A 20,884-nucleotide genomic window follows, 5' to 3' on the forward strand; every position below is an offset into this window, starting at 1 on the left:
TTAAAACTCCTTTTTACTATTCCCAATCTGGTTGTTGTTCTGGCGCCGCGTTATAGAAGGCTGGGATAGACAAACAATGGTGATAAATCGATTCAATTTTTGGAAACGCAGATAAATCAATCTTGAAGCGTTTCGCGTTGTAAACCTGTGGAATCAGACAGCAATCAGCAATTGTTGCTTCGTTTCCAAAGCAAAATTGTCCGTTTGAATCTTGAAGTAGCTGTTCGAGATTTTGAAAGCCTTCAATAATCCAGTGCTGATACCAATAATTTTTTTGTTCGTCCGAAACATTTAAGTCATTTTTTAAATATTTCAGTACGCGTAAGTTGTTTAAGGGGTGAATATCGCAAGCGATTGCTTGGGAAAAAGCACGGATTTTGGCTCTCTCTTGCACATTACTTGGAAGTAATTTGGTTTCTGGATATTGCTCATCCAGATATTCCAAAATACTTAACGATTGAGACAAGGTTAAATCGCCGTCAATTAATGTTGGAACCAGAGCACTACGGTTTAACTTTAAATAGTCTTCGCTTTGCTGTTCGTTTTTTACCAGATGAACTGGAACAGTCTCATAAGCTAAGCCTTTAATGTTTAGACCAATTCGTACTCTGTAGGCTGCAGAGCTACGAAAGTAACTATACAGCTTCATAGTCTGGCTCCGAAGTTTCTGCAAAGTCGAACGTTAATGCAGGAAGAACCGTATTTCGAACTTCACCGAAGCCAATGCGAATACCATTTTTCTCACAGTGGCCTTTCATAATGAGTGTATCGCCGTCTTGTAAGAAACCACGAGTTTCGCCATTGGCAAGTGTTAAAGGCTTGGTGGTGTTCCAAGTAAGCTCAAGCAAGCTGCCATAAGAGTCAGGTGTAGAACCTGAAATCGTACCTGAACCCATTAAATCACCAACCTGAACGTTACAGCCGCCAATGGTGTGGTGAGTGAGCTGCTGAGACATAGACCAATACATATATTTGAAATTGGTTTTGCAGATTACGTCGCTTTGTGCCGATTTGGGGCTTTGAATTTCAACACTCAAATTAATGTCGTAACTGTTGGCGATATTTTCTTGTAAATAAGCTAAAGGTTTCGGCTCTTGTTTTGGACCTTCCACTTTAAATGGCTCAAGTGCTTCAAGTGTTACCACCCAAGGTGAGATGGCACTAGCAAATGATTTTGAATTGAATGGACCTAGAGGCACATATTCCCATTGCTGGATATCGCGTGCTGACCAGTCATTGAGTAATACCATTCCAAAAATATGGTCCCACGCATTTTCAATCGAGATCGGTTGACCAAGCGCCGTTGGCTTACCAATAACAAATGCTGTTTCAAGTTCAAAATCGAGTTTACGCGATGCAGAAAAAACTGGGCGCTCTTCATTTGGAAGTTTAATTTGTCCAGAAGGACGCACAACTTGAGTGCCGCTGACTACAACAGAGCTAGCACGACCGTTATAACCAACAGGCAATTCAGTCCAGTTTGGTAGTAAAGCATTTTTTGGATCACGAAACATACAGCCCACATTGGTTGCATGCTCTTTAGAAGAATAGAAATCGGTATAACCAGGCACCTGAAGAGGTAAATGCAAAGTAACGCTGTCTTGTTTAACTAAAACTTCTTGGCGTAATGCTTCATTTTCTTGAAGTGTTAAATTTTCAACTGAAAGAAGAGACTGTAGTGTCTTACGAACTTTTGACCAGTTGGCTTTGCCAGACTCGATAAATTTATTCAGTGTCGGTTGATTAAAGTATGTGTCTTGTTCTGAGAGTTTTAAAAGACCGTGCTTTTCAAGAGCAGCGAGATCAATCACCCAATCACCAATAGCTACACCGACCTGACGCTCGCCATCAGCTGTTTTGCTAAAAATACCATAAGGCAAATTATGAATAGTGAAATCTGATTGAGGTGAAACTTCAATAAAAGAGTTTAGTTTTTGTTCCATTTTCGCGTCCTTGTCTTCATCTCGGGTCTTATACAAATAAAAGTTCGGTCTAGGACTGAGCTACTCAATAAGTTTTTAACCTTTGCTTAGATCATCTGTCTTATGAGTTTGATATAGACCGAGCACAACCAATTGCTTCATGTCTCTATAATACTGAATTCATCAAATTACGCAATACATAATTTAATTACACATTTCATAATAATTGTCATTTCTTGTATTTTCTGTTTTCATTCGCGGTCATGAGAAAAGTCACGCAATTATTTTTTCATGAATATCTATGAAAGTTTGATCAATTTATGATATACGTAATTTATTGGAAAAAAATTACGTGACACGGATGAGAATAATCATATGTCAGCACAAGAGCAAGGAAACCTGAAACATGGTTTGAGTAATCGGCACATCCAGCTTATTGCATTGGGTGGGGCGATTGGCACAGGGCTTTTTCTTGGTATATCACAATCGATTAAATTAGCAGGTCCATCGGTCATCCTCGGTTATGCCATTGCAGGATTTATTGCTTTTTTAATGATGCGTCAGCTTGGCGAAATGGTGGTTGAAGAGCCAGTCAGTGGGTCTTTTAGTCATTTTGCCTACAAATATTGGGGACCATTTGCAGGGTTCATGTCAGGATGGAACTATTGGGTACTCAATGTGCTCGTCTGTATGGCAGAACTAAGCGCAATTGGTCTTTATATTCAATATTGGTGGCCGCAAATCCCAACGTGGGCATCTGCTTTAACCTTCTTTGTCTTAATTAATGGCATTAATTTGCTACATGTTAAGTTTTTTGGCGAAATGGAATTTTGGTTTTCTATTGTCAAAATCTTAGCGATTCTTGCAATGATTGGTTTTGGTTCATATTTACTTGCAACAGGCACGGCAGGTCCACAAGCAAGCATTTCGAACCTTTGGGCACTTGGTGGTTTCTTCCCATTTGGTGTTGAAGGTTTAGTCATGGCAATGGCTGTCATTATTTTTGCTTTCGGTGGTATCGAACTTTTCGGTATTACTGCGGCTGAAGCACGTGACCCTGATAAAACTTTACCTAAAGCTGTGAATCAAATTATTTACCGGATTTTGATTTTCTATATTGCGACACTTTTTGTTTTATTCTCGCTATTCCCATGGAATCAAATGGCACAAGGCGGCAGCCCGTTTGTGATGGTATTTGCTTCTTTAGATAGCCAAGGAATTGCAACGTTATTAAACTTTGTGATTTTGACTGCTGCTGTTTCAGTTTATAACGGTACAAGCTATTGCAGTAGCCGTATGCTATTGGGCCTTGCACAACAAGGAAATGCGCCAAAAGTATTTGCACACATTAATAAACGCGGCATTCCAACCAATGCAGTGATCCTTTCTGCGGCGGTGACTATTTTATGTGTATTGTTAAATTATATTTTCCCTGAAAAAGCATTTGGTTTACTCATGATGCTCGTGGTTGCAGCCATTGTGATTAACTGGGTTGTAATTTCATGGACGCATTTAAAATTCCGCAAATATATGCAACGCCAGGGGCAAACAACGAAGTTCCCAAGCTTCATGTATCCATTTAGCAACTATTTATGCATCGTATTTATGTTGGGTATTTTAATTGTGATGTCTTTAACACCAGATATGCGTGTTGCGGTCATGATGATTCCTGGCTGGATCTTGTGTTTGATGGTGGCTTATCAATTTAAACGCCGAAAACTAAAAGCTGAGCAGTCTTTAACTGCTGTAGAAGCCGATATTTAATAACAGCGTAAGTTGTAGTTATCAAAAGGACGTATCTCATACGTCCTTTTTTATTTTTAAAATTTAATAACAGAAATTAAAGGACTTTGTTATTGTTATAATATAACATTTGTTCAATTTAATGATGAGCAGTCTTCCCATTTTTGGCGAAGACAGAGCATATTTATGAAACGTTATTTAGGTTTAATTTTATTATCTCTTACAGCGTGTAGTACTCAAACGCCCAAGCCAACAACTCCTCTACACACCCACACTTTGCCGCAGCCTAAAAAAACAGTGGTCAGGATAAAACAACAACCCGAAGATTATGTGGCTTGGATCGCAACCGCAGATCACGGACAGTCTGTACAAGCTTATAAGCAATTTCTTAAGCAAAAAGGGCTTGCCAATTTAGTTCCAGACCATGAGTTATTACGCTCGGCTCGCGATTGGCAAAAATGTGGAGTTGAACCCTATGCGGTGCCACCAAGAGAGATTTGGTCCAACATCGTTCCGACGCTTAGCATTTTAAAAGCATTGGTTGACGATGGTGTGATTAACGATTTTGAAGTGACATCGGCCTATCGAGCTTTATCTTTAAACCGTTGTGCGGGTGGTGCAGATGCTTCTCGACATGTCTTTAATGCAGCGCTTGATTTTCGAATTGGGCCAGAACAGCCTACCGATTTAGACCAGTTCAATATTCAACAAACCAAAACTAAACTTTGTCAGTTCTGGGAAACCAAGGGTCAAGCACTTAATATGGGGCTAGGTGTTTATGCTTCGGGACAAATCCATATTGATAGCCAAGGATTCCGTTCATGGGGGCCTGACCATCACTATAGAACCTCGATTTGTCAGTAACTATAAAAGCAATTTTTTCAAAGACTAAGTGATTTGGCTTAAATAAAACAGGAATAAAAACTTGATCAATAGTTATGTTATAACATAACATTATTGTGGTTTAGAAATAGATTACGCCTGTGATCTGGTCATATTTAAATGGCCAGCCATGATCAGTTTAAATATTATTCAAAGAGATCAAGCCATGCGCACTGCAATCGCCAACTCATTTGCCAAGCTTCCCGTCACTGTTTTATCTGGCTTTTTGGGTGCAGGAAAGACCACATTACTCAACCATATTTTAAATAATCGTGAAGGTCGCCGTATTGCCGTGATTGTCAATGATATGTCAGAGGTGAATATTGACGCGGCATTAGTACGCGAAGGTGGGGCGGAGCTTTCAAGAACAGATGAAAAGCTGGTTGAAATGAGTAATGGCTGTATCTGTTGTACGTTACGAGAAGATTTACTGGTTGAGGTTAAACGTTTAGCCGATGAAGGACGTTTTGATCAATTGGTGATTGAGTCAACAGGCATTTCAGAACCATTGCCTGTTGCAGAAACCTTTACCTTTGAAGATGAAGATGGAAACTCACTCAATGAGTTTGCTCGACTCGACACCATGGTCACGGTAGTCGATGCTTTTAACTTTCTTAAAGATTACGGTTCAATCGACTCACTGCAACAACGTGGTGAGTCCTTGGGCGAACAAGATGAGCGAACTGTGGTTGACCTTCTTATTGATCAGATCGAGTTTTGTGATGTGATTATGCTGAATAAAATTGACCTGATTGATCAGGCTCAGCAAGACCAACTCATTGCAATTTTAAAAACTCTAAACCCGCGCGCTCGAATTGAAATTGCTCAATTTGGAAAGATCGCTTTAGATAAAATTTTAAATACACAGCTATTCGATTTTGATGAAGCTGCACAAGCACCAGGATGGTTAAAAGAGTTACGTGGTGAGCATACGCCAGAGACTGAAGAGTATGGCATTAGTAGCTTTGTTTACCGTGCCCGCCGACCGTTCCATCCAGAACGTTTTTATGATTTGGTACAGGCTGAATGGCCGGGAGTCGTGCGTTCCAAAGGCTTTTTCTGGTTGGCTGCTGAACCGACATTGGCTTATTCTTGGTCACAAGCGGGTGCAATGGCTCGACATGGCTTAGCAGGTTATTGGTGGGCCGCCGTTGCAGAAGAAGATTGGCCGAGTGACTTAGACAGCATCGAACAAATTAAAAAGGTTTGGGACGCTCAAACAGGTGATGCACGTCAGGAACTGGTTTTAATTGGTATGCAAATGGATGAGCAAGCTTTAATAGAACGCTTAGACCGTTGCTTGTTAAGTGATGAGGAAATGGCTTTAGGACCACAAGCTTGGCAGAACTGGTCTAATCCTTTTAAGCAAGAAGATGAAACCATGTTGATCGCTTAATTAAAAAAGCCCCTATTTTAAAGGGGCTTTTTTTTATGATTTATCTTTAATGAAAACCTTTCGAATATAGCTGTTAAGTGGTGTCGAATAATATTTTTCAATTGCTGCGCTGATAATAAAGGTCAGAACCAGATAGCCAATTAAAAGCATAATTTTGATGCTAGAGTCGGTTTGAGCCGGAACAAAAGCAACTTTCATAAGACCCAGCACAACTAGATGAAACAAATAAGTTTCATAACTTCTTTGCCCCAACCAAACCATGATTTTTGTAAAGAGGTTATGCGCTTGCGTTCCTGACGGATGTTGAAAACACAAAATCAATAAGCCTGTGGCAAGAGCAAATAAGCTGATACCCCAAGTACTCACTTCTTTAATTGGCGCATATAAATATAGAGCGACCATGCTCAAAATAATCAACCACGAAAGAGGTTTTTTATAGGGCCAATTTGGCTGATATTTATGAGAGAAAATGGCAGTTAAACAGCCAATGGCTATACCATCAAAGCTCGAAAAATAATGATATAAATAGGCACCGCTTTCTTCTCCAAAATGCAGAGATCTAAAATACGGCCCGTATAAAATGACTCCAATCAATACAGCAATAAAGACCTTATTACTACGCGTGAGCAGACATAATAATGGAAAAACAAAGTAAAAAACTTCTTCTACAGAGAGTGACCATAACACGCCTAAAGCGTAGTTTACCCAACCGAATTTAATAATCAGGATGTTCATCCAGAAGGTTAAAGCTGCAAAAATTGTTAGTGGATAGGAAACCTCAATGCCATTCGGAGCTTGGTTCATAAAGGGTTTTAAGCCAAATGACCCAAGTATGCTTACTCCTAAAATGAGTAATATCAGACACGGTAAAATACGCGCTGCTCGGCGGATATAAAAATGTTTGAGGTTAATTGCAGAAAATTGTTTGTCTCTTTTTAAGGTGTGATGGGTAATTAAAAAACCTGAAATCACAAAAAACATGGTGACGCCATAATTTCCGTTTCTTGCGATGACTGTGCTAAATGCTTCACCTAAGAAATCAAAACCTAACCATGTATCTTTAAGTTTATAAGGAATATTAAAATGGTGTAAAAGAACCAAAAGGATAGAGATTCCTCGAAGAATATCTATTTTATAATTACGCATTCGATGTGCTTCCAGCTTTATTAATATACTGTGTGGCAGAAGAATACTATCGATCAGTTATTTTAAATAAAAATTTTAAGCAGCATTTCGTAAACCAGAAAAGACGATACTTTTTACATCCTTGAATTGAGCACAGGCATAGCAGAAATAACTATTAAATAAATATTGATAAAGCCTTTATATATTTGAATTTCTCTACATAAAACTTTAAATTAGCTCTTATCGAGCTATGTTTATTTTTTAAACTTTTTAAAATCTATTTAATTCATAAATTAACATGTTGTATGTGGTTGTATATACATAGCATGTCAACTAAAATACCTTTTTGCCTGCCGCCTTTTTGAGTATTTGTTATGCCCAGAACATCAAAACAAGAACATGCTGAGCTTTCGATTGAAGCTGATAGTCCAGTTCCTTTATATCAACGCGTAAAACAACTGATTTCACAAAAAATTTATGAAGGTTCATGGGCTGTAAATAAAAAAATTCCTTCGGAAAGTGAACTCGTTAATCAACTCGGTTGTAGCCGTATGACGGTAAACCGTGCGCTACGTGAGTTAACGACAGAGGGCTTACTTGTTCGAATTCAAGGCGTTGGTTCGTTCGTTGCTGAAGGGCAGGGCCGAACTGCACTTTTTCAGATTAATAATATTGCCGATGAGATTATTGCACGAAACCATAAGCACCACGCTGAAGTTTTAGTCTTAGAACAAATTTATGCAAATGCAGAGCAAAGCGTGTTAATGCAAACTCGCGAAGGGCAAAGATTATTTCACTCGATTATTGTGCATTATGAAAATGATGTACCTGTTCAGGTCGAAGATCGTCTGGTTGATGCAGCGCTCATTCCAGATTATCTACAACAAGATTTTAAAACCATTACCCCAAATGCTTACCTCATGGCAAAAGCACCTGTATCAGAGGGTGAACATATTGTTGAGGCAGTTTTAGCATCTCCGCAAGAGTGTAAATGGTTGAAGATTACCAAAGCTGAGCCGTGTTTACTGATCCGTCGCCGTACATGGTCAAACAAGCAATTGATTTCAAGTGCGCGTTTGATTTATCCGGGCAGCCGCTATTATCTCGAAGGGAAATTTAACCCATGATTGAATTGATCAGGGCAGATCAATATACAAAAATGCTTTGGAAAAACGGTGCGGGTTTCACTTTAGAAATTGCGCGAAGCCAAGGTGAAGCCGACTTTGACTGGCGTATTTCCATGGCTGATGTGACTACTTCTGGGCCATTTTCGCTATTTCCTCATAAGCAGCGCATTATTAGCGTTCTTGATGGGAAGGGTATGGTGCTGCATGTCGATGATCTTCCTGCCAAAACGCTGAACCAAGGCGATATTTTTGCTTTTCATGGTGAGAGTCAGGTTCAAAGTGAACTGGTCGATGGGGCAATTCGGGATTTAAATTTAATTTATGATCCTGCAAAGTTTCATGCCCGTTTTCAGTGGTTGAATGATGCAGCGGAGCAGGCATTTATTAGCTCGGCAGATCTGATTTTCATTTTTAATAGTGGTTCTGAAACGGAAGTAAATGTTGATGAACATTCCGTTCAGCTTGCTGCTCACGAGACGCTAAAAATTGAGAAAAACGCTGGCGTGACGTCGATCAGTTTTCCCAAAAAACAACTTAAAAGCTGCTATGTCATTGAGTTAATTCAAGGATAAAACTAAATAAATTATTTTTTAAAAGCACATGTCTAGTGAAAAGATATGTGCTTTTTTTATGCCTAATATAAAAATAAATTAATTTAATTCATAAGCTTATTCAATTTTTTTAAAAAAATATGAGGAACCCTCTTCACGCCGTAAAATATTTGTGTAGTATATGGATGTATATACAAGTTAATACATTACTATACAAATGCAGAAACAAGTGATGTTCTGCTGATGTAAGCTCAAAGGAAGGAGTCCGCCTGTGACAACAATGACAACAAAATTTCGTGATGTAGAAATTCGTGCGCCACGCGGCACTGAATTGACGGCTAAAAGTTGGTTAACTGAAGCTCCATTACGTATGTTGATGAATAACCTTGATCCGGACGTTGCAGAAAACCCGAAAGAGTTGGTTGTATACGGTGGTATTGGCCGTGCAGCACGAAACTGGGAATGTTTCGACAAAATTGTAGATACTTTAAAAAATCTTGAAACTGACGAAACTTTATTAGTTCAATCAGGCAAACCAGTCGGCGTATTTAAAACTCATAAAGATGCACCACGCGTTTTAATTGCAAACTCAAACCTTGTACCGCACTGGGCAAACTGGGAACACTTTAACGAGTTAGATGCAAAAGCTTTGGCAATGTACGGTCAAATGACAGCAGGTTCTTGGATCTACATCGGTAGCCAAGGTATTGTGCAAGGTACTTACGAAACTTTCGTTGAAGCAGGCCGCCAACATTACAACGGTGACTTAAACGGTCGTTGGGTTCTTACTGCTGGTTTAGGCGGTATGGGTGGTGCTCAGCCTTTAGCTGCAACACTTGCAGGTGCATGTTCTTTAAACATCGAATGTCAGCAAGCAAGTATCGATTTCCGTTTACGTACTCGTTATGTAGATGAACAAGCAACTGATTTAGATGATGCTTTAGCACGTATTGATCGTTACACGAAAGAAGGTAAGGTCATTTCAATTGCACTTCATGGCAATGCTGCAGAGATTTTACCTGAGCTTGTTCGCCGTGGTGTACGTCCTGACATGGTAACTGACCAAACAAGTGCACACGATCCACTCAATGGCTACCTACCAGTAGGCTGGACTTGGGATGAATACCGTGAACGTGCGAAAACTGAACCAGAAGCTGTTGTAAAAGCTGCAAAACAGTCGATGGCGAAACACGTACAAGCGATGCTCGATTTCCAAAAAATGGGTGTTCCAACATTTGACTATGGTAATAACATCCGTCAAATGGCGAAAGAAGAAGGCGTAGAAAACGCTTTTGATTTCCCTGGCTTCGTACCTGCATATATCCGTCCATTGTTCTGCCGTGGCATTGGTCCATTCCGTTGGGCAGCGCTTTCTGGTGACCCAGAAGACATTTATAAAACAGATGCCAAAGTTAAAGAGTTAATTCCTGATGATGAACATTTACATCACTGGTTAGACATGGCTCGTGAACGTATTAGCTTCCAAGGCTTACCAGCACGTATTTGTTGGGTTGGTCTAGGCTTACGTGCAAAACTTGGTTTGGCATTTAACGAAATGGTTCGTAGCGGTGAATTATCAGCTCCAGTTGTGATTGGTCGTGACCACTTAGACTCAGGTTCAGTTGCGAGTCCAAACCGTGAAACTGAAGCAATGCAAGATGGATCAGATGCAGTGTCAGACTGGCCTTTATTAAATGCATTGTTAAATACAGCGGGCGGTGCAACTTGGGTTTCTTTACACCATGGTGGTGGTGTAGGTATGGGCTTCTCTCAACACTCAGGCGTTGTAATTGTGTGTGACGGTACAGATGAAGCTGCTGCACGTATTGCTCGTGTACTGACCAATGACCCTGCAACAGGTGTTATGCGTCATGCCGATGCCGGTTATGAAATTGCGATTAACTGTGCGAAAGAGCAAGGCTTAAACTTGCCAATGATCACGCAATAAAAATACATGGAAGAACTGGCGGTGCTTTTTGCAATTGTGAAAAGCACTGTCTCAGCAGAATATAGTGCAAAAAATTAGGAAGCCAACATGGAATTACTGATCCAACCGGGAAAATTAACCTTAGCTGATTTACGTCAAGCTTACCTCAACCCGATTAAAGTTAAATTAGATGAAAGTGCTTCAGCTGCAATCAACGCAAGCGTGGCTTGTGTAGAACAGATTGTAAATGAAGGGCGTACAGCTTACGGTATTAACACAGGTTTTGGTTTACTTGCTTCAACCAAGATTGCTCCTGAAGATTTAGAAAAATTACAGCGTTCGTTAGTTCTTTCGCATGCAGCAGGTGTAGGTGAAGCACTTGATGATGCAATGGTTCGTTTAATTATTCTATTGAAAGCAAATAGCTTGGCACGTGGCTTCTCAGGTATTCGCCGTAAAGTCATTGATGCTTTGTTGGCTTTAATTAATGCTGAAGTTTATCCGCACATTCCTCTTAAAGGTTCAGTCGGCGCTTCAGGTGACTTGGCACCACTTGCACATATGTCTTTGATTTTACTTGGTGAAAGTAAAGCGCGTTATAAAGGTGAATGGTTACCAGCAGTTGAAGCTTTAAAAATTGCAGGTTTAGAGCCAATTTCTTTAGCAGCGAAAGAAGGCTTGGCACTTTTAAACGGTACACAAGTTTCGACTGCTTATGCTTTACGTGGCTTGTTTGAAGCTGAAGATTTATTTGCTGCTGCGACAGTTTGTGGTGGCTTAAGTGTTGAAGCAATGCTGGGTTCACGCTCACCGTTCGATGCTCGTATTCATGAAGTACGTGGTCAACGTGGCCAAATTGATGTTGCTGCGGCTTATCGTGACTTATTGACGGATTCGAGTGAAATTGCACATTCACACGAAGACTGTAGCAAAGTTCAAGATCCGTATTCTTTACGTTGCCAACCACAGGTGATGGGTGCATGTCTAACTCAAATCCGTCAGGCTGCTGAAGTTTTAGAAATTGAAGCAAATGCTGTATCTGATAACCCACTTGTTTTCGCAGAACAAGGTGATGTGATTTCTGGTGGTAACTTCCACGCAGAACCTGTAGCAATGGCGGCAGATAATTTAGCATTGGCAATCGCAGAAATTGGTTCACTTTCAGAACGTCGTATTTCGATGATGATGGACCGCCACATGTCACAGCTTCCACCGTTCTTGGTTGCAAATGGTGGTGTGAACTCAGGTTTCATGATTGCACAAGTGACAGCAGCAGCTCTTGCGAGTGATAACAAAGCACTTGCACATCCAGCGAGTGTTGATAGTTTGCCAACTTCAGCGAATCAGGAAGACCATGTATCAATGGCTCCAAATGCAGGTAAACGTCTTTGGTATATGGCTGACAACGTCCGTGGCATTTTAGCTGTCGAATGGTTAGGCGCTTGTCAGGGTCTAGACTTCCGTGAAGGCTTAAAAAGCTCGCCTAAACTTGAACAAGCTCGTAAAATCTTGCGCGATCAAGTTCCTTACTACAGTGAAGACCGTTTCTTTGCTCCTGATATTGAACAAGCAAGTGAATTACTTTCGAGTGGCTGTTTAAACGAGTTACTTATTCCAAAACTACTCCCTAGTTTATCTGAAGTGTGATTGATAAAACGGTCACATGGAGTGGCCGAATCTAACTAAATTTCCTCAAGGATTGGAGATTATAATGTCACAAAACTCCACACTACAGCGGGGATTGAACACCCGCCATATTCGTTTCTTGGCATTGGGCTCAGCAATTGGAACTGGGCTTTTCTATGGTTCGGCTACCGCCATTAAAATGGCGGGGCCTTCAGTATTATTGGCGTATATCGTTGCAGGGATTGCAATTTATATCGTTATGCGCGCACTGGGTGAAATGGCTGTCCATAACCCAGTATCCGGTTCATTTAGCCACTATGCATCACAATACATTAGTCCTCTGGCAGGTTTTACTACAGGCTGGACTTATGTTTTTGAAATGGTGATTGTCGCGATTGCCGATGTCACCGCTTTTGGTATTTATATGGGGTTCTGGTATCCCGATGTACCACGGTGGATCTGGATTTTATCTCTGATTATGTTCTTGGGTGCCATTAACCTGATTCACGTTAAAGTCTTTGGTGAACTCGAATTCTGGCTTTCCATCATTAAAGTCAGTGCCATTGTTGCCATGATTTTAGGCGGAATAGGGTTAATGTTCTATGGCTTCCACGCTGACCATAGCAGTGTGGTACCGGGTATTCAAAACTTATGGATTTATGATGGCTTTATGCCGCATGGCATTGCAGGCTTAGTTGCGTGTTTATCTGTAGTTGTATTTGCTTTCGGTGGTATCGAAATTATCGGTTTAACTGCTGGCGAATCACAAGACCCTAAAACCACTTTGCCAAAAGCAATTAATGCTGTTCCAGTACGTATTTTACTTTTCTATGTACTGACCATTTTTGTTTTGATGTCGATTTTCCCATGGAATCAAATTGGTAGCCAAGGTAGCCCATTCGTACAAATTTTTGAAAATTTGGGCATTAAATCTGCTGCGAATATTCTAAATATTGTGGTGGTGACTGCTGCGATTTCGGCAATTAATAGTGATGTATTTGGCGCTGGCCGTATGCTTTATGGTATGGCAAACCGTGGTCAAGCACCTCGCATTTTCCAAAAATTATCGCGTAATGGTGTGCCATGGATGACTGTTGTGGTTATGGCTGGTGTGCTGTTAATTGGTGTGGTGTTGAACTACCTAATTCCTGAAAATGTATTCATGATCATTGCATCAATTGCGACTTTTGCAACGGTTTGGGTATGGCTCATGATTTTGCTTTCGCAAGTTGCGATGCGCCGTAAATTATCTGCTGCTGAAATTAAAGCACTTGATTTCCCTGTATGGGGTTGGCCAGTTGCACCTGCGTTCGCGATTGGTTTCATGGTGTTTATTTTAGTGATGATGGGTTATTTCCCTGATTCACGTCCTGCAATTTATGTCGGAATAACATGGCTTGCACTCTTAACTATTGCTTATCGCATATGGGTAAAACCACAGCAAAACTTGGGAAAGGAAAGTAATCCTATCCAGCAAAATGTTGAGATAGAAAGCTAACAAATGAACTGCCCAATGGTTTAACTATTGGGCAGTTTTGAGGAAAGGCTCATGAAAAAACTTTGGCAGAATTGCCACATTGCGACCATGCAAAATGGGCAATACTCCTACATTGAAGATGCTGCAATTGTTACCGAAGGGCATCTCATCCATTGGATTGGAAAACAACAACAACTTCCTGCCGACACTTACTCCGAAACAGTTGACTTAAATGGCGCTTGGGTGACCCCAGGTTTCATCGATTGTCATACGCATAGTGTTTTTGGTGGTAACCGTAGCGTTGAGTTTGAAAAGCGCTTACAAGGCGTAAGTTATGCTGAAATTGCAGCAAGTGGTGGTGGTATTGCCAGCACAGTGCGTGCAACCCGTGAAGCCAGCGAAGAACAATTATTAAATTCGGCACTGAAACGTATTCGCTGTATGCAACAAGATGGTGTAACCACCATCGAGATTAAGTCTGGTTACGGACTCAACTACGAAAATGAGCGCAAAATGTTGCGTGTGATCCGTCAAATTGGTGAAAAATTACCAATGACGGTTAAAAGCACCTGTTTAGCTGCTCATGCTTTACCACCAGAATACAAAGATCAAAGTGATGCTTATATCGAGCATATTTGTACAGAAATGCTGCCTAAACTGCATGCTGAAGGTTTAGTCGATGCCGTTGATGCTTTCTGCGAGCATTTAGCATTTTCACCTGCTCAGGTCGAACGTGTTTTTAAAACAGCACAGTCTTTAAATTTACCCGTTAAGCTGCATGCTGAACAGCTTTCATCGCTAGGTGGCTCAAGCTTGGCAGCACGTTATCATGCTTTGTCGGCTGACCATTTAGAGTACATGACCGAAGATGATGTCAAAGCAATGGCAGAGTCGGGTACGGTTGCTGTGTTACTACCGGGCGCCTTTTATCTATTACGTGAAACGCAATATCCACCGATTGAAAGTCTCATTAAACATGGCGTGCGTATTGCGCTGTCGAGTGATTTAAATCCGGGTACATCTCCAGCACTTTCTTTACGTTTAATGCTGAATATGGGCAGTACGCTCTTCCGTTTAACGCCTGAGCAAGCATTAGCTGGTGTCACCATTCATGCTGCACAAGCACTTGGTTTAGAACAAACGCACGGCAGTCTGGAGCAGGGTAAAGTCGCTGACTTTGTGGCTTGGGATATTGAGCATCCATCTGAAATTGTTTACTGGCTGGGCGGAGATTTGCCTAAGCGAGTCATTCAGCATGGACAAGAAGTTATTTTTTAAACGGTGTCACATGAATCACACATTTAAATGGCAAGGTCGCCATGATGGCGAAGGTGAAGCACACCAACGTATTCACCATATTATGAATAAAACCCAACATGCTGAATTTGCGTTGATTGGTTTTAGCTCTGATGAAGGCGTGAAGCGTAACAAAGGCCGAGTTGGTGCTGCCGATGCGCCAGATGCAATCCGTAATCAGCTTGCCAATTTACCTATTCATCATCCAGTCAGTATTGTCGATTTAGGTACAGTGACCTGCGAATATGACAATTTAGAGCAAGCCCAAACCGAGTTGGCGGAGCAAGTCGCAACTAGCCTACAAAATGGTTTAAAACCGATTGTACTTGGTGGTGGACATGAAGTTGCATTTGGTAGCTTTAGCGGGCTGTTCCAATATGTACAAGCCCACGCGCCAGATAAAAAAATAGGCATTATTAATTTCGATGCCCATTTCGATTTGCGTGAAGCAGAGCATGCAACTTCTGGAACACCTTTTTTACAAGCAGCGCGACTTTCAGAACAGCATCAAAAACAATTTAATTATTTATGTATTGGGGTAGCCAACCATGCCAATACTAAAGTTTTGTTTGATACAGCCGATGCGCTAAATTGTTCATATTTACGCGATCATGAGGTTAATATTTTTAACCTAAACAACGTGCTTGCAGCGGTTGATGCTTTTATTGAAAAAGTAGACTATTTGTACGTTACGATTGATTTAGATGTCTTCGCGGCTGCGGTTGCACCCGGAGTCAGTGCACCTGCTGTAAAAGGAATTGATTTAGCCACTTTTGAAGCAATTTTTAAGCATATTCAAGAGACTGGAAAAATCAAACTTTTAGATATTGCTGAGTGCAATCCAAAATTTGATTTAGACAATAGAACAGCAAAACTGGCTGCGTACATTGTTTATCAATATTTGTTTTCTTGAGAAACAATTTTTAATGTAGAAATTCAAAAGTGCACTGAGATCGCTCATGTGCGCTTTTTTTGACTTTCTGGTAAATTAAAGTCAGCTACGGAATATAGATAGCAACTATAAATAATTTAATTACAAAGAAAATTAATTTATAAAATCATTGAGTTAAAAAATACTCGATTTTTACATTATTTTATATGCTGCTTGGCACGTAATTTGTTTTGTCTTTATTTTAACCTTCGTTAAATATTTCTGGATAATTAAATGAAAAACAGAACCTTACATTTTGCTTGTATCAGTGTTTTATTTTGGATGTCTCATTCTTCTAATGCTACACCCCCCGAAATAAATACAAATACCATCGAAAAATCACAATCTAAGCAAAACAGTGATGTCTCTGTTCGGGTGAAAGCTTTAAACCAGCTTTTACAAGAACAGTGGGAATACACTTTGAAAAATAATCCTGAAACTGCAACGACTTTAGGAGATTTACGCTACAACAATCGTTGGACCGAGTCTTCAAAAAATCAGATTGAGAAAGATAAAAAAAGTACTCAAAATTTTTTAAAACGTTTTGAAGCAATTGATAGCACGGGGTTTTCAGCAACTGATCAATTAAATAAAGATTTAATGATTTATCAGTTGAAAGAGACACTTAAAAATTATGATTTGAAACTCTATGAGATGCCTTTCAATCAAATGTGGGGACTACATTTACAATTTCCGGGATTTATTAGTTCGATTCCATTTAATAATACTAAGCAATATCAAGACTATATTGCTCGTTTAAAACAAATCCCTCTTATTCTTGATCAAGGTATTCAGTTAGCGAAACAAGGACAAAAAGATGGCTTGATGCCACCGAAATATTTAATTGAAAAAGTGGCAAAGCAGATTGATAGTATTGCAACTCCCGCAGGGAAAGACAGTGTGTTTGCTTCTCCATTAAAGCAATTTCCAAACAACATTTCGAAAGCAGAACAAGAGCGTTTAAGCCGTGAAATACTACAGGCCATAGATCAGCAAGTTCGACCTGCCTATCAAAAACTCGGCACGTTTATTCAGAAAGATTACTTACCCTATGGACGACAACACGAGGGAATATGGAGCTTGCCAAAAGGTGATCAGCTCTATCGCTTTTATGTAGAAAACAATACGACCACGCCTGAAAGCCCTGAAACTATTCATCAGCTTGGGTTAAAAGAAGTTGCTCGTATTGAAGCGGAAATGCTGAAAATTGCTAAAGCACAAGGTTTCAATGACTTAAAAAGTTTCCAACGATCCTTAAAAACAAATCCTGCGGTTTTCCCAAAATCTCGTGAAGAAATTTTAGAGATTTATCGCGGGTATATTGCCCAAATGCAGCCAGAGTTGCCGAAGCTGTTTGGTTTATTACCCAAAAATAAAGTCGAAGTTTTGCCTGTAGAGCAATATCGAGAAAAAGAAGCGGCAGGTGCGGAGTATCACCAAGGCACACCTGATGGCTCACGCCCTGGACAAGTGTATGTAAATACTGGCGACTTCTCTGAACGTTCCAAAATATCAATGGAAGCGACTGCTTACCATGAGGCCATTCCCGGGCACCATATGCAGATTGATATTGCCCAAAACCTGCCAAACTTGCCGATGTTCCGAAAGCAGCCTAACCACACTGCCTATATAGAAGGATGGGCACTTTACGCCGAGCAATTGGGTAAAGATGTTGGTTTCTATAAAGACCCGCTTTCAGACTATGGAAGACTATCGAGTGAATTGTTCCGTGCTTGTCGTTTAGTGGTTGACACTGGCGTGCATTATAAAAAATGGACCCGTCAGCAAATGATTGATTTTATGCGAGAACATTCAGCTTTAGATGAACCTGATATTCAGGCAGAGACAGACCGATATATTGCTATTCCTGCCCAAGCATTAGCTTACAAGATGGGACAACTGAAAATTTTAGAGCTACGGGAGTTAGCGAAACAGGAGCTTGGAGACCGTTTTGATATCAAAGCGTTCCACGACATGGTTTTAAATGCAGGAACTTTGCCTTTAAATATATTGGATGCACGTATTAAAAATTGGATTAAGGAACAAAAAGCGGCAGCTTAAAACAAAAATCGAAATTTAGGTCAGGTCCTCGTTGGACCTGATTCAAAAACAGTGAGAAAACATAATATAATAATGAAAAATATAGTTTCTTTTAGAATTTTAAATTGGAAAAATAATGGACCAGAAGAATAACCCGATTGGAATGATTGATTCTGGTTTAGGCGGACTGTCTCTCTTTAAACACATTCGGCAGGCCCTTCCGAATGAAGACATTATCTATTTCGCTGACTCGAAATATGTTCCTTATGGCGACAAAGATAGCGACTGGATTGTTTCAAGAACCACTCACTTAATCTCAAATCTTATAAATGATGGGAAGTGCAAAGCGATTGTGGTTGCTTGTAACACCATGACCGCTGTAGCGATTGAAACGATTAGAGCGCAAATTAATGTGCCACTTATTGCGATAGAACCAGCGGTAAAACCCGCAGTGGCAATCACTCAAAGTAAGCATATTGCTGTCTTGGCGACTGCCACCACAGTGAAGGGCAAAAACTTAAAAAGTTTAATTGAAACGTATGCGCAAGATATTAAAGTGTCTTTAGTGCCGTGTATTGGTTTGGCCGAAAAAATTGAAACGGGCAAAGCGCATACCGCGGAAGTTAAAGATTATTTAAAAAATATTTTAGCGCCGTTGGTCGAGCAAAAAGTCGATACGATTATTTTAGGATGCACACACTATCCATTTGTCTCAGACACGATTCAGGAAATTGTAGGTCGTGATATCCAAATTATTGAGCCTTCGGAAGCTGTAACAGCGCAATTAATTCGGCAGCTCAATCAATATCATTTAGGTTCTGAAAGTCCAAATGAGGGGAATCATATTATTTGGACCAGTTCAGATCCATTGGAAGTTGCGGATGTTACGTTTTCCTTGTTAGGTACGCATTTACCTGTAAAAGATATCGTAATATAAATTTTATAAAGATGGTAAGAGCATTTTCTCTTACCATCTTATGTTCTAGCTCAAATTAAGCTCTTTTAAGTTCCCAGCGCTGTTTTGGATCATTAGATCGTTGACTAATACCTACAGATGAACCCCAGAGATGTGTCAGTACAGCATCTGGTTGGCCTTCTACAAAGATATAACCATCTTCAAATGCCCAATTAGTTTGGTACTGGCAACCCGCACCTTGTAAGAAAAGATCGCCGCTATGCCAATTAACTGGTTTTATTTCTTTACCATTGGTACTGTTCAATGCGGTTTGAAGTTGTTCAAAAGACTCGTTTGACTTTAAGCTTGTCTGTAAAATCTTTTTTACCGTATCCAATTTTTTTTCATTCGTATGTAAATCTAGAGTTTTTCTAAGCTCTAAAAGGACTTTTACTGCTTCTTTTTTAAGATCCTGAGTATTTTCATATTCTTTATATACTTTTCCATAAAGCTCTTGCAGGTTCTCTTTTTTCATATTTTTTAGAAGAGCATTGATATTGTCATGGTGTAAATACAATCGGAACTCTGAATCTCGATGCCCATCTTTAAGATCTAAGACATCTAATTGGACAGAGGCAAGAATAATCTTATAGAGTTGTTCATTATGCTGAGCGAAATGATTCACAAGCAAATCTTTAAGTTCAGGAATATCTAAACCTAGAAACGGAGATTTAGCATATTCATTGAACTTTTGTTCGATGTGACGAATTGACTCATGAGCGAGTACCGCATTTAAATATTCATTCAGCTTAGTTTCATCTAGTTTACCAACAAGCTCCGATTTAATGGTTTCTTCGCCGTTACTATAAATAAATGTCTGTAATAAATGAACAATATCAAGACAATCACTGGTTTTTAAGTGAGCGAGTGTTTCTTCATCTTGCTTTGGTAAAAGACTAAGGAAATGTTCTAAGTCTTTGTCTAATAATTTATATGCAATCGCATTTGTCTTAACACGAGCACCAAGCACCCAATTAGAACGGATATCTTTAACTTTATTGTATAGCTTATTCTCTCGACCACTGCTATATACGCGGCTGTCAAAATACCAAAGTTCTTCTTCTATGTTTTTAACCTTGTCATGTACTGTAAATTGTCGGTCATTTGTATGAGAGTAAGCTAACTGACCCGTTTCACCACGTGCAGTTACGGCATCTTGCATACCATGGGTTTGTCCACCGTATGCGCTTGAAATACATGCACCTGTTTCTTTGTTAACGATTCTAAAGTTTCCACCTGGAAAGCCATTAGCCATGATAAGTCACTCCTTATAATTAGAAAGTTTTTGTAGTTGTCGAAATTAATAGTTATCAAGTAAATTTCGAAGCGTGATTTATACCATAATTTTTCACATATAAATCCAAGTGTTTTTGTTGGTTTTTGTATATAACATCTTGATTTAAATGTATTTATTAGAATATCTTAATAAATAGCGGAGACTGTGTTTTAGAGCTTTATGAGCACACTAAAAAAGCCCAATATACTTTTAAATCTATATAACGTACTGATGGTCTTTTGCTTTCTTAGATAAAAATTATCCGTAAAAGCTGTAGGAAAATAAGCGCTCGAACAGATGGTAAGAGATGGGCGATAGCATCTTTGGAGTAAGTGCTTTCTAAAATTTTTTTCTATATCTCACTTTTTCTCATTTTATATATTTATATAAACTGTTAAATTGGAATTAATGATTATTCTATTTTATTAACTAAATATATATAACTCAATTTTATATTTTAAATTTAATTAAAAGCCATAAATATAATAATATTATTTAAACATTAATTAAATTATTATATTTAAACTTTTTCATTAAAATAAATTGACGTTCTTTATTATACCGATTAATATTTCGTTGCTGGCCTACATTGCCAGTCGGTTTTAGCAGA

At 39.5% G+C, this 20,884-nt stretch carries 16 protein-coding genes; 12 read left to right on the top strand and 4 right to left on the bottom strand.

Translation table 11 applies throughout. The features are described from left to right. Positions 1-16 precede the first annotated feature (16 nt). Both maiA and fahA read right to left on the bottom strand, forming a co-directional pair. Entirely contained in the window at positions 17-649 is a 633-nt protein-coding gene (gene maiA, locus ODQ17_RS07825) for a maleylacetoacetate isomerase (protein WP_199945701.1), read from the bottom strand. Next, complete coding sequence (fahA, locus tag ODQ17_RS07830; RefSeq protein WP_049837571.1) at positions 636-1,943, bottom strand: fumarylacetoacetase; 1,308 nt, start codon at positions 1,941-1,943, stop codon at positions 636-638. The genes maiA and fahA overlap by 14 nt, the downstream gene beginning before the upstream one ends. Positions 1,944-2,297: 354 nt before the next feature. Here fahA and ODQ17_RS07835 point away from each other — a divergent pair, with 354 nt between their 5' ends. The 3 genes from ODQ17_RS07835 to zigA all read left to right on the top strand — a co-directional run bounded on the left by ODQ17_RS07835 (position 2,298) and on the right by zigA (position 5,943). After that, positions 2,298-3,686: an amino acid permease gene (locus tag ODQ17_RS07835; RefSeq protein WP_005300436.1), complete on the top strand. Its 1,389-nt coding sequence runs from the start codon at positions 2,298-2,300 to the stop codon at positions 3,684-3,686. Positions 3,687-3,851: 165 nt separating this feature from the next. Then, positions 3,852-4,529 (top strand): D-Ala-D-Ala carboxypeptidase ZrlA, encoded by a 678-nt coding sequence (gene zrlA, locus ODQ17_RS07840; protein ID WP_252060772.1) that lies wholly within the window; start codon positions 3,852-3,854, stop codon positions 4,527-4,529. A gap of 148 nt (positions 4,530-4,677) precedes the next feature. Next, entirely contained in the window at positions 4,678-5,943 is a 1,266-nt protein-coding gene (gene zigA, locus ODQ17_RS07845; protein WP_322902779.1) for a zinc metallochaperone GTPase ZigA, read from the top strand. A gap of 33 nt (positions 5,944-5,976) precedes the next feature. On the opposite strand, the gene ODQ17_RS07850 is transcribed toward zigA, so the two are convergent. Next, complete coding sequence (locus ODQ17_RS07850) at positions 5,977-7,089, bottom strand: acyltransferase family protein (RefSeq protein WP_322902780.1); 1,113 nt, start codon at positions 7,087-7,089, stop codon at positions 5,977-5,979. 353 nt (positions 7,090-7,442) lie between these two features. On the opposite strand from ODQ17_RS07850, the gene hutC reads away from it, so the two are divergent. The 9 genes from hutC to murI all read left to right on the top strand — a co-directional run bounded on the left by hutC (position 7,443) and on the right by murI (position 18,980). After that, complete coding sequence (gene hutC / locus ODQ17_RS07855) at positions 7,443-8,195, top strand: histidine utilization repressor (protein ID WP_005066641.1); 753 nt, start codon at positions 7,443-7,445, stop codon at positions 8,193-8,195. Next, on the top strand, positions 8,192-8,767 hold the full coding sequence (locus ODQ17_RS07860; protein WP_322902783.1) for a HutD/Ves family protein: 576 nt from the start codon (positions 8,192-8,194) through the stop codon (positions 8,765-8,767). Before hutC ends, ODQ17_RS07860 begins: the two co-directional genes overlap by 4 nt. 259 nt (positions 8,768-9,026) lie before the next feature. Beyond that, complete coding sequence (gene hutU, locus ODQ17_RS07865; RefSeq protein ID WP_081399456.1) at positions 9,027-10,694, top strand: urocanate hydratase; 1,668 nt, start codon at positions 9,027-9,029, stop codon at positions 10,692-10,694. An 87-nt stretch (positions 10,695-10,781) separates the two neighbouring features. Then, on the top strand, positions 10,782-12,320 hold the full coding sequence (gene hutH, locus ODQ17_RS07870) for a histidine ammonia-lyase (protein WP_005300454.1): 1,539 nt from the start codon (positions 10,782-10,784) through the stop codon (positions 12,318-12,320). A gap of 64 nt (positions 12,321-12,384) precedes the next feature. Then, positions 12,385-13,797 carry an amino acid permease gene (locus ODQ17_RS07875; protein ID WP_107880410.1) on the top strand — a complete coding sequence of 471 codons (1,413 nt, stop codon included), beginning with the start codon at positions 12,385-12,387 and terminating at the stop codon, positions 13,795-13,797. A gap of 51 nt (positions 13,798-13,848) precedes the next feature. Next, positions 13,849-15,054 carry an imidazolonepropionase gene (hutI, locus tag ODQ17_RS07880; protein ID WP_322902786.1) on the top strand — a complete coding sequence of 402 codons (1,206 nt, stop codon included), beginning with the start codon at positions 13,849-13,851 and terminating at the stop codon, positions 15,052-15,054. Between the two features lie 10 nt (positions 15,055-15,064). After that, on the top strand, positions 15,065-15,985 hold the full coding sequence (hutG, locus tag ODQ17_RS07885) for a formimidoylglutamase (RefSeq protein WP_322902789.1): 921 nt from the start codon (positions 15,065-15,067) through the stop codon (positions 15,983-15,985). Positions 15,986-16,237: 252 nt separating this feature from the next. Further along, positions 16,238-18,064: a DUF885 domain-containing protein gene (locus tag ODQ17_RS07890; protein ID WP_322902792.1), complete on the top strand. Its 1,827-nt coding sequence runs from the start codon at positions 16,238-16,240 to the stop codon at positions 18,062-18,064. A 115-nt stretch (positions 18,065-18,179) separates the two neighbouring features. Continuing rightward, positions 18,180-18,980 carry a glutamate racemase gene (gene murI / locus ODQ17_RS07895; RefSeq protein ID WP_322902794.1) on the top strand — a complete coding sequence of 267 codons (801 nt, stop codon included), beginning with the start codon at positions 18,180-18,182 and terminating at the stop codon, positions 18,978-18,980. Between the two features lie 55 nt (positions 18,981-19,035). Here the strand turns inward: murI and ODQ17_RS07900 are convergent, their stop codons facing one another. Then, complete coding sequence (locus ODQ17_RS07900) at positions 19,036-20,253, bottom strand: hypothetical protein (RefSeq protein WP_322902797.1); 1,218 nt, start codon at positions 20,251-20,253, stop codon at positions 19,036-19,038. Positions 20,254-20,884 lie beyond the last annotated feature (631 nt).

The sequence above is a fragment of the Acinetobacter sp. IRS14 genome, assembly GCF_034650275.1.
In the GTDB taxonomy this organism is placed as follows: Bacteria; Pseudomonadota; Gammaproteobacteria; order Pseudomonadales; family Moraxellaceae; genus Acinetobacter; species Acinetobacter oleivorans.

Coding starts and splice junctions, on each gene's coding strand:
- ODQ17_RS07835 (WP_005300436.1), top strand. CDS start 2,298: ATGTCAGCACAAGAGCAAGGAAACCTGAAACATGGTTTGAGTAATCGG.
- hutI (WP_322902786.1), top strand. CDS start 13,849: ATGAAAAAACTTTGGCAGAATTGCCACATTGCGACCATGCAAAATGGG.
- murI (WP_322902794.1), top strand. CDS start 18,180: ATGGACCAGAAGAATAACCCGATTGGAATGATTGATTCTGGTTTAGGC.
- ODQ17_RS07890 (WP_322902792.1), top strand. CDS start 16,238: ATGAAAAACAGAACCTTACATTTTGCTTGTATCAGTGTTTTATTTTGG.
- hutH (WP_005300454.1), top strand. CDS start 10,782: ATGGAATTACTGATCCAACCGGGAAAATTAACCTTAGCTGATTTACGT.
- ODQ17_RS07850 (WP_322902780.1), bottom strand. CDS start 7,089: ATGCGTAATTATAAAATAGATATTCTTCGAGGAATCTCTATCCTTTTG.
- hutU (WP_081399456.1), top strand. CDS start 9,027: ATGACAACAAAATTTCGTGATGTAGAAATTCGTGCGCCACGCGGCACT.
- maiA (WP_199945701.1), bottom strand. CDS start 649: ATGAAGCTGTATAGTTACTTTCGTAGCTCTGCAGCCTACAGAGTACGA.
- ODQ17_RS07875 (WP_107880410.1), top strand. CDS start 12,385: ATGTCACAAAACTCCACACTACAGCGGGGATTGAACACCCGCCATATT.
- ODQ17_RS07900 (WP_322902797.1), bottom strand. CDS start 20,253: ATGGCTAATGGCTTTCCAGGTGGAAACTTTAGAATCGTTAACAAAGAA.
- hutC (WP_005066641.1), top strand. CDS start 7,443: ATGCCCAGAACATCAAAACAAGAACATGCTGAGCTTTCGATTGAAGCT.
- ODQ17_RS07860 (WP_322902783.1), top strand. CDS start 8,192: ATGATTGAATTGATCAGGGCAGATCAATATACAAAAATGCTTTGGAAA.
- zrlA (WP_252060772.1), top strand. CDS start 3,852: ATGAAACGTTATTTAGGTTTAATTTTATTATCTCTTACAGCGTGTAGT.
- fahA (WP_049837571.1), bottom strand. CDS start 1,943: ATGGAACAAAAACTAAACTCTTTTATTGAAGTTTCACCTCAATCAGAT.
- zigA (WP_322902779.1), top strand. CDS start 4,678: ATGATCAGTTTAAATATTATTCAAAGAGATCAAGCCATGCGCACTGCA.
- hutG (WP_322902789.1), top strand. CDS start 15,065: ATGAATCACACATTTAAATGGCAAGGTCGCCATGATGGCGAAGGTGAA.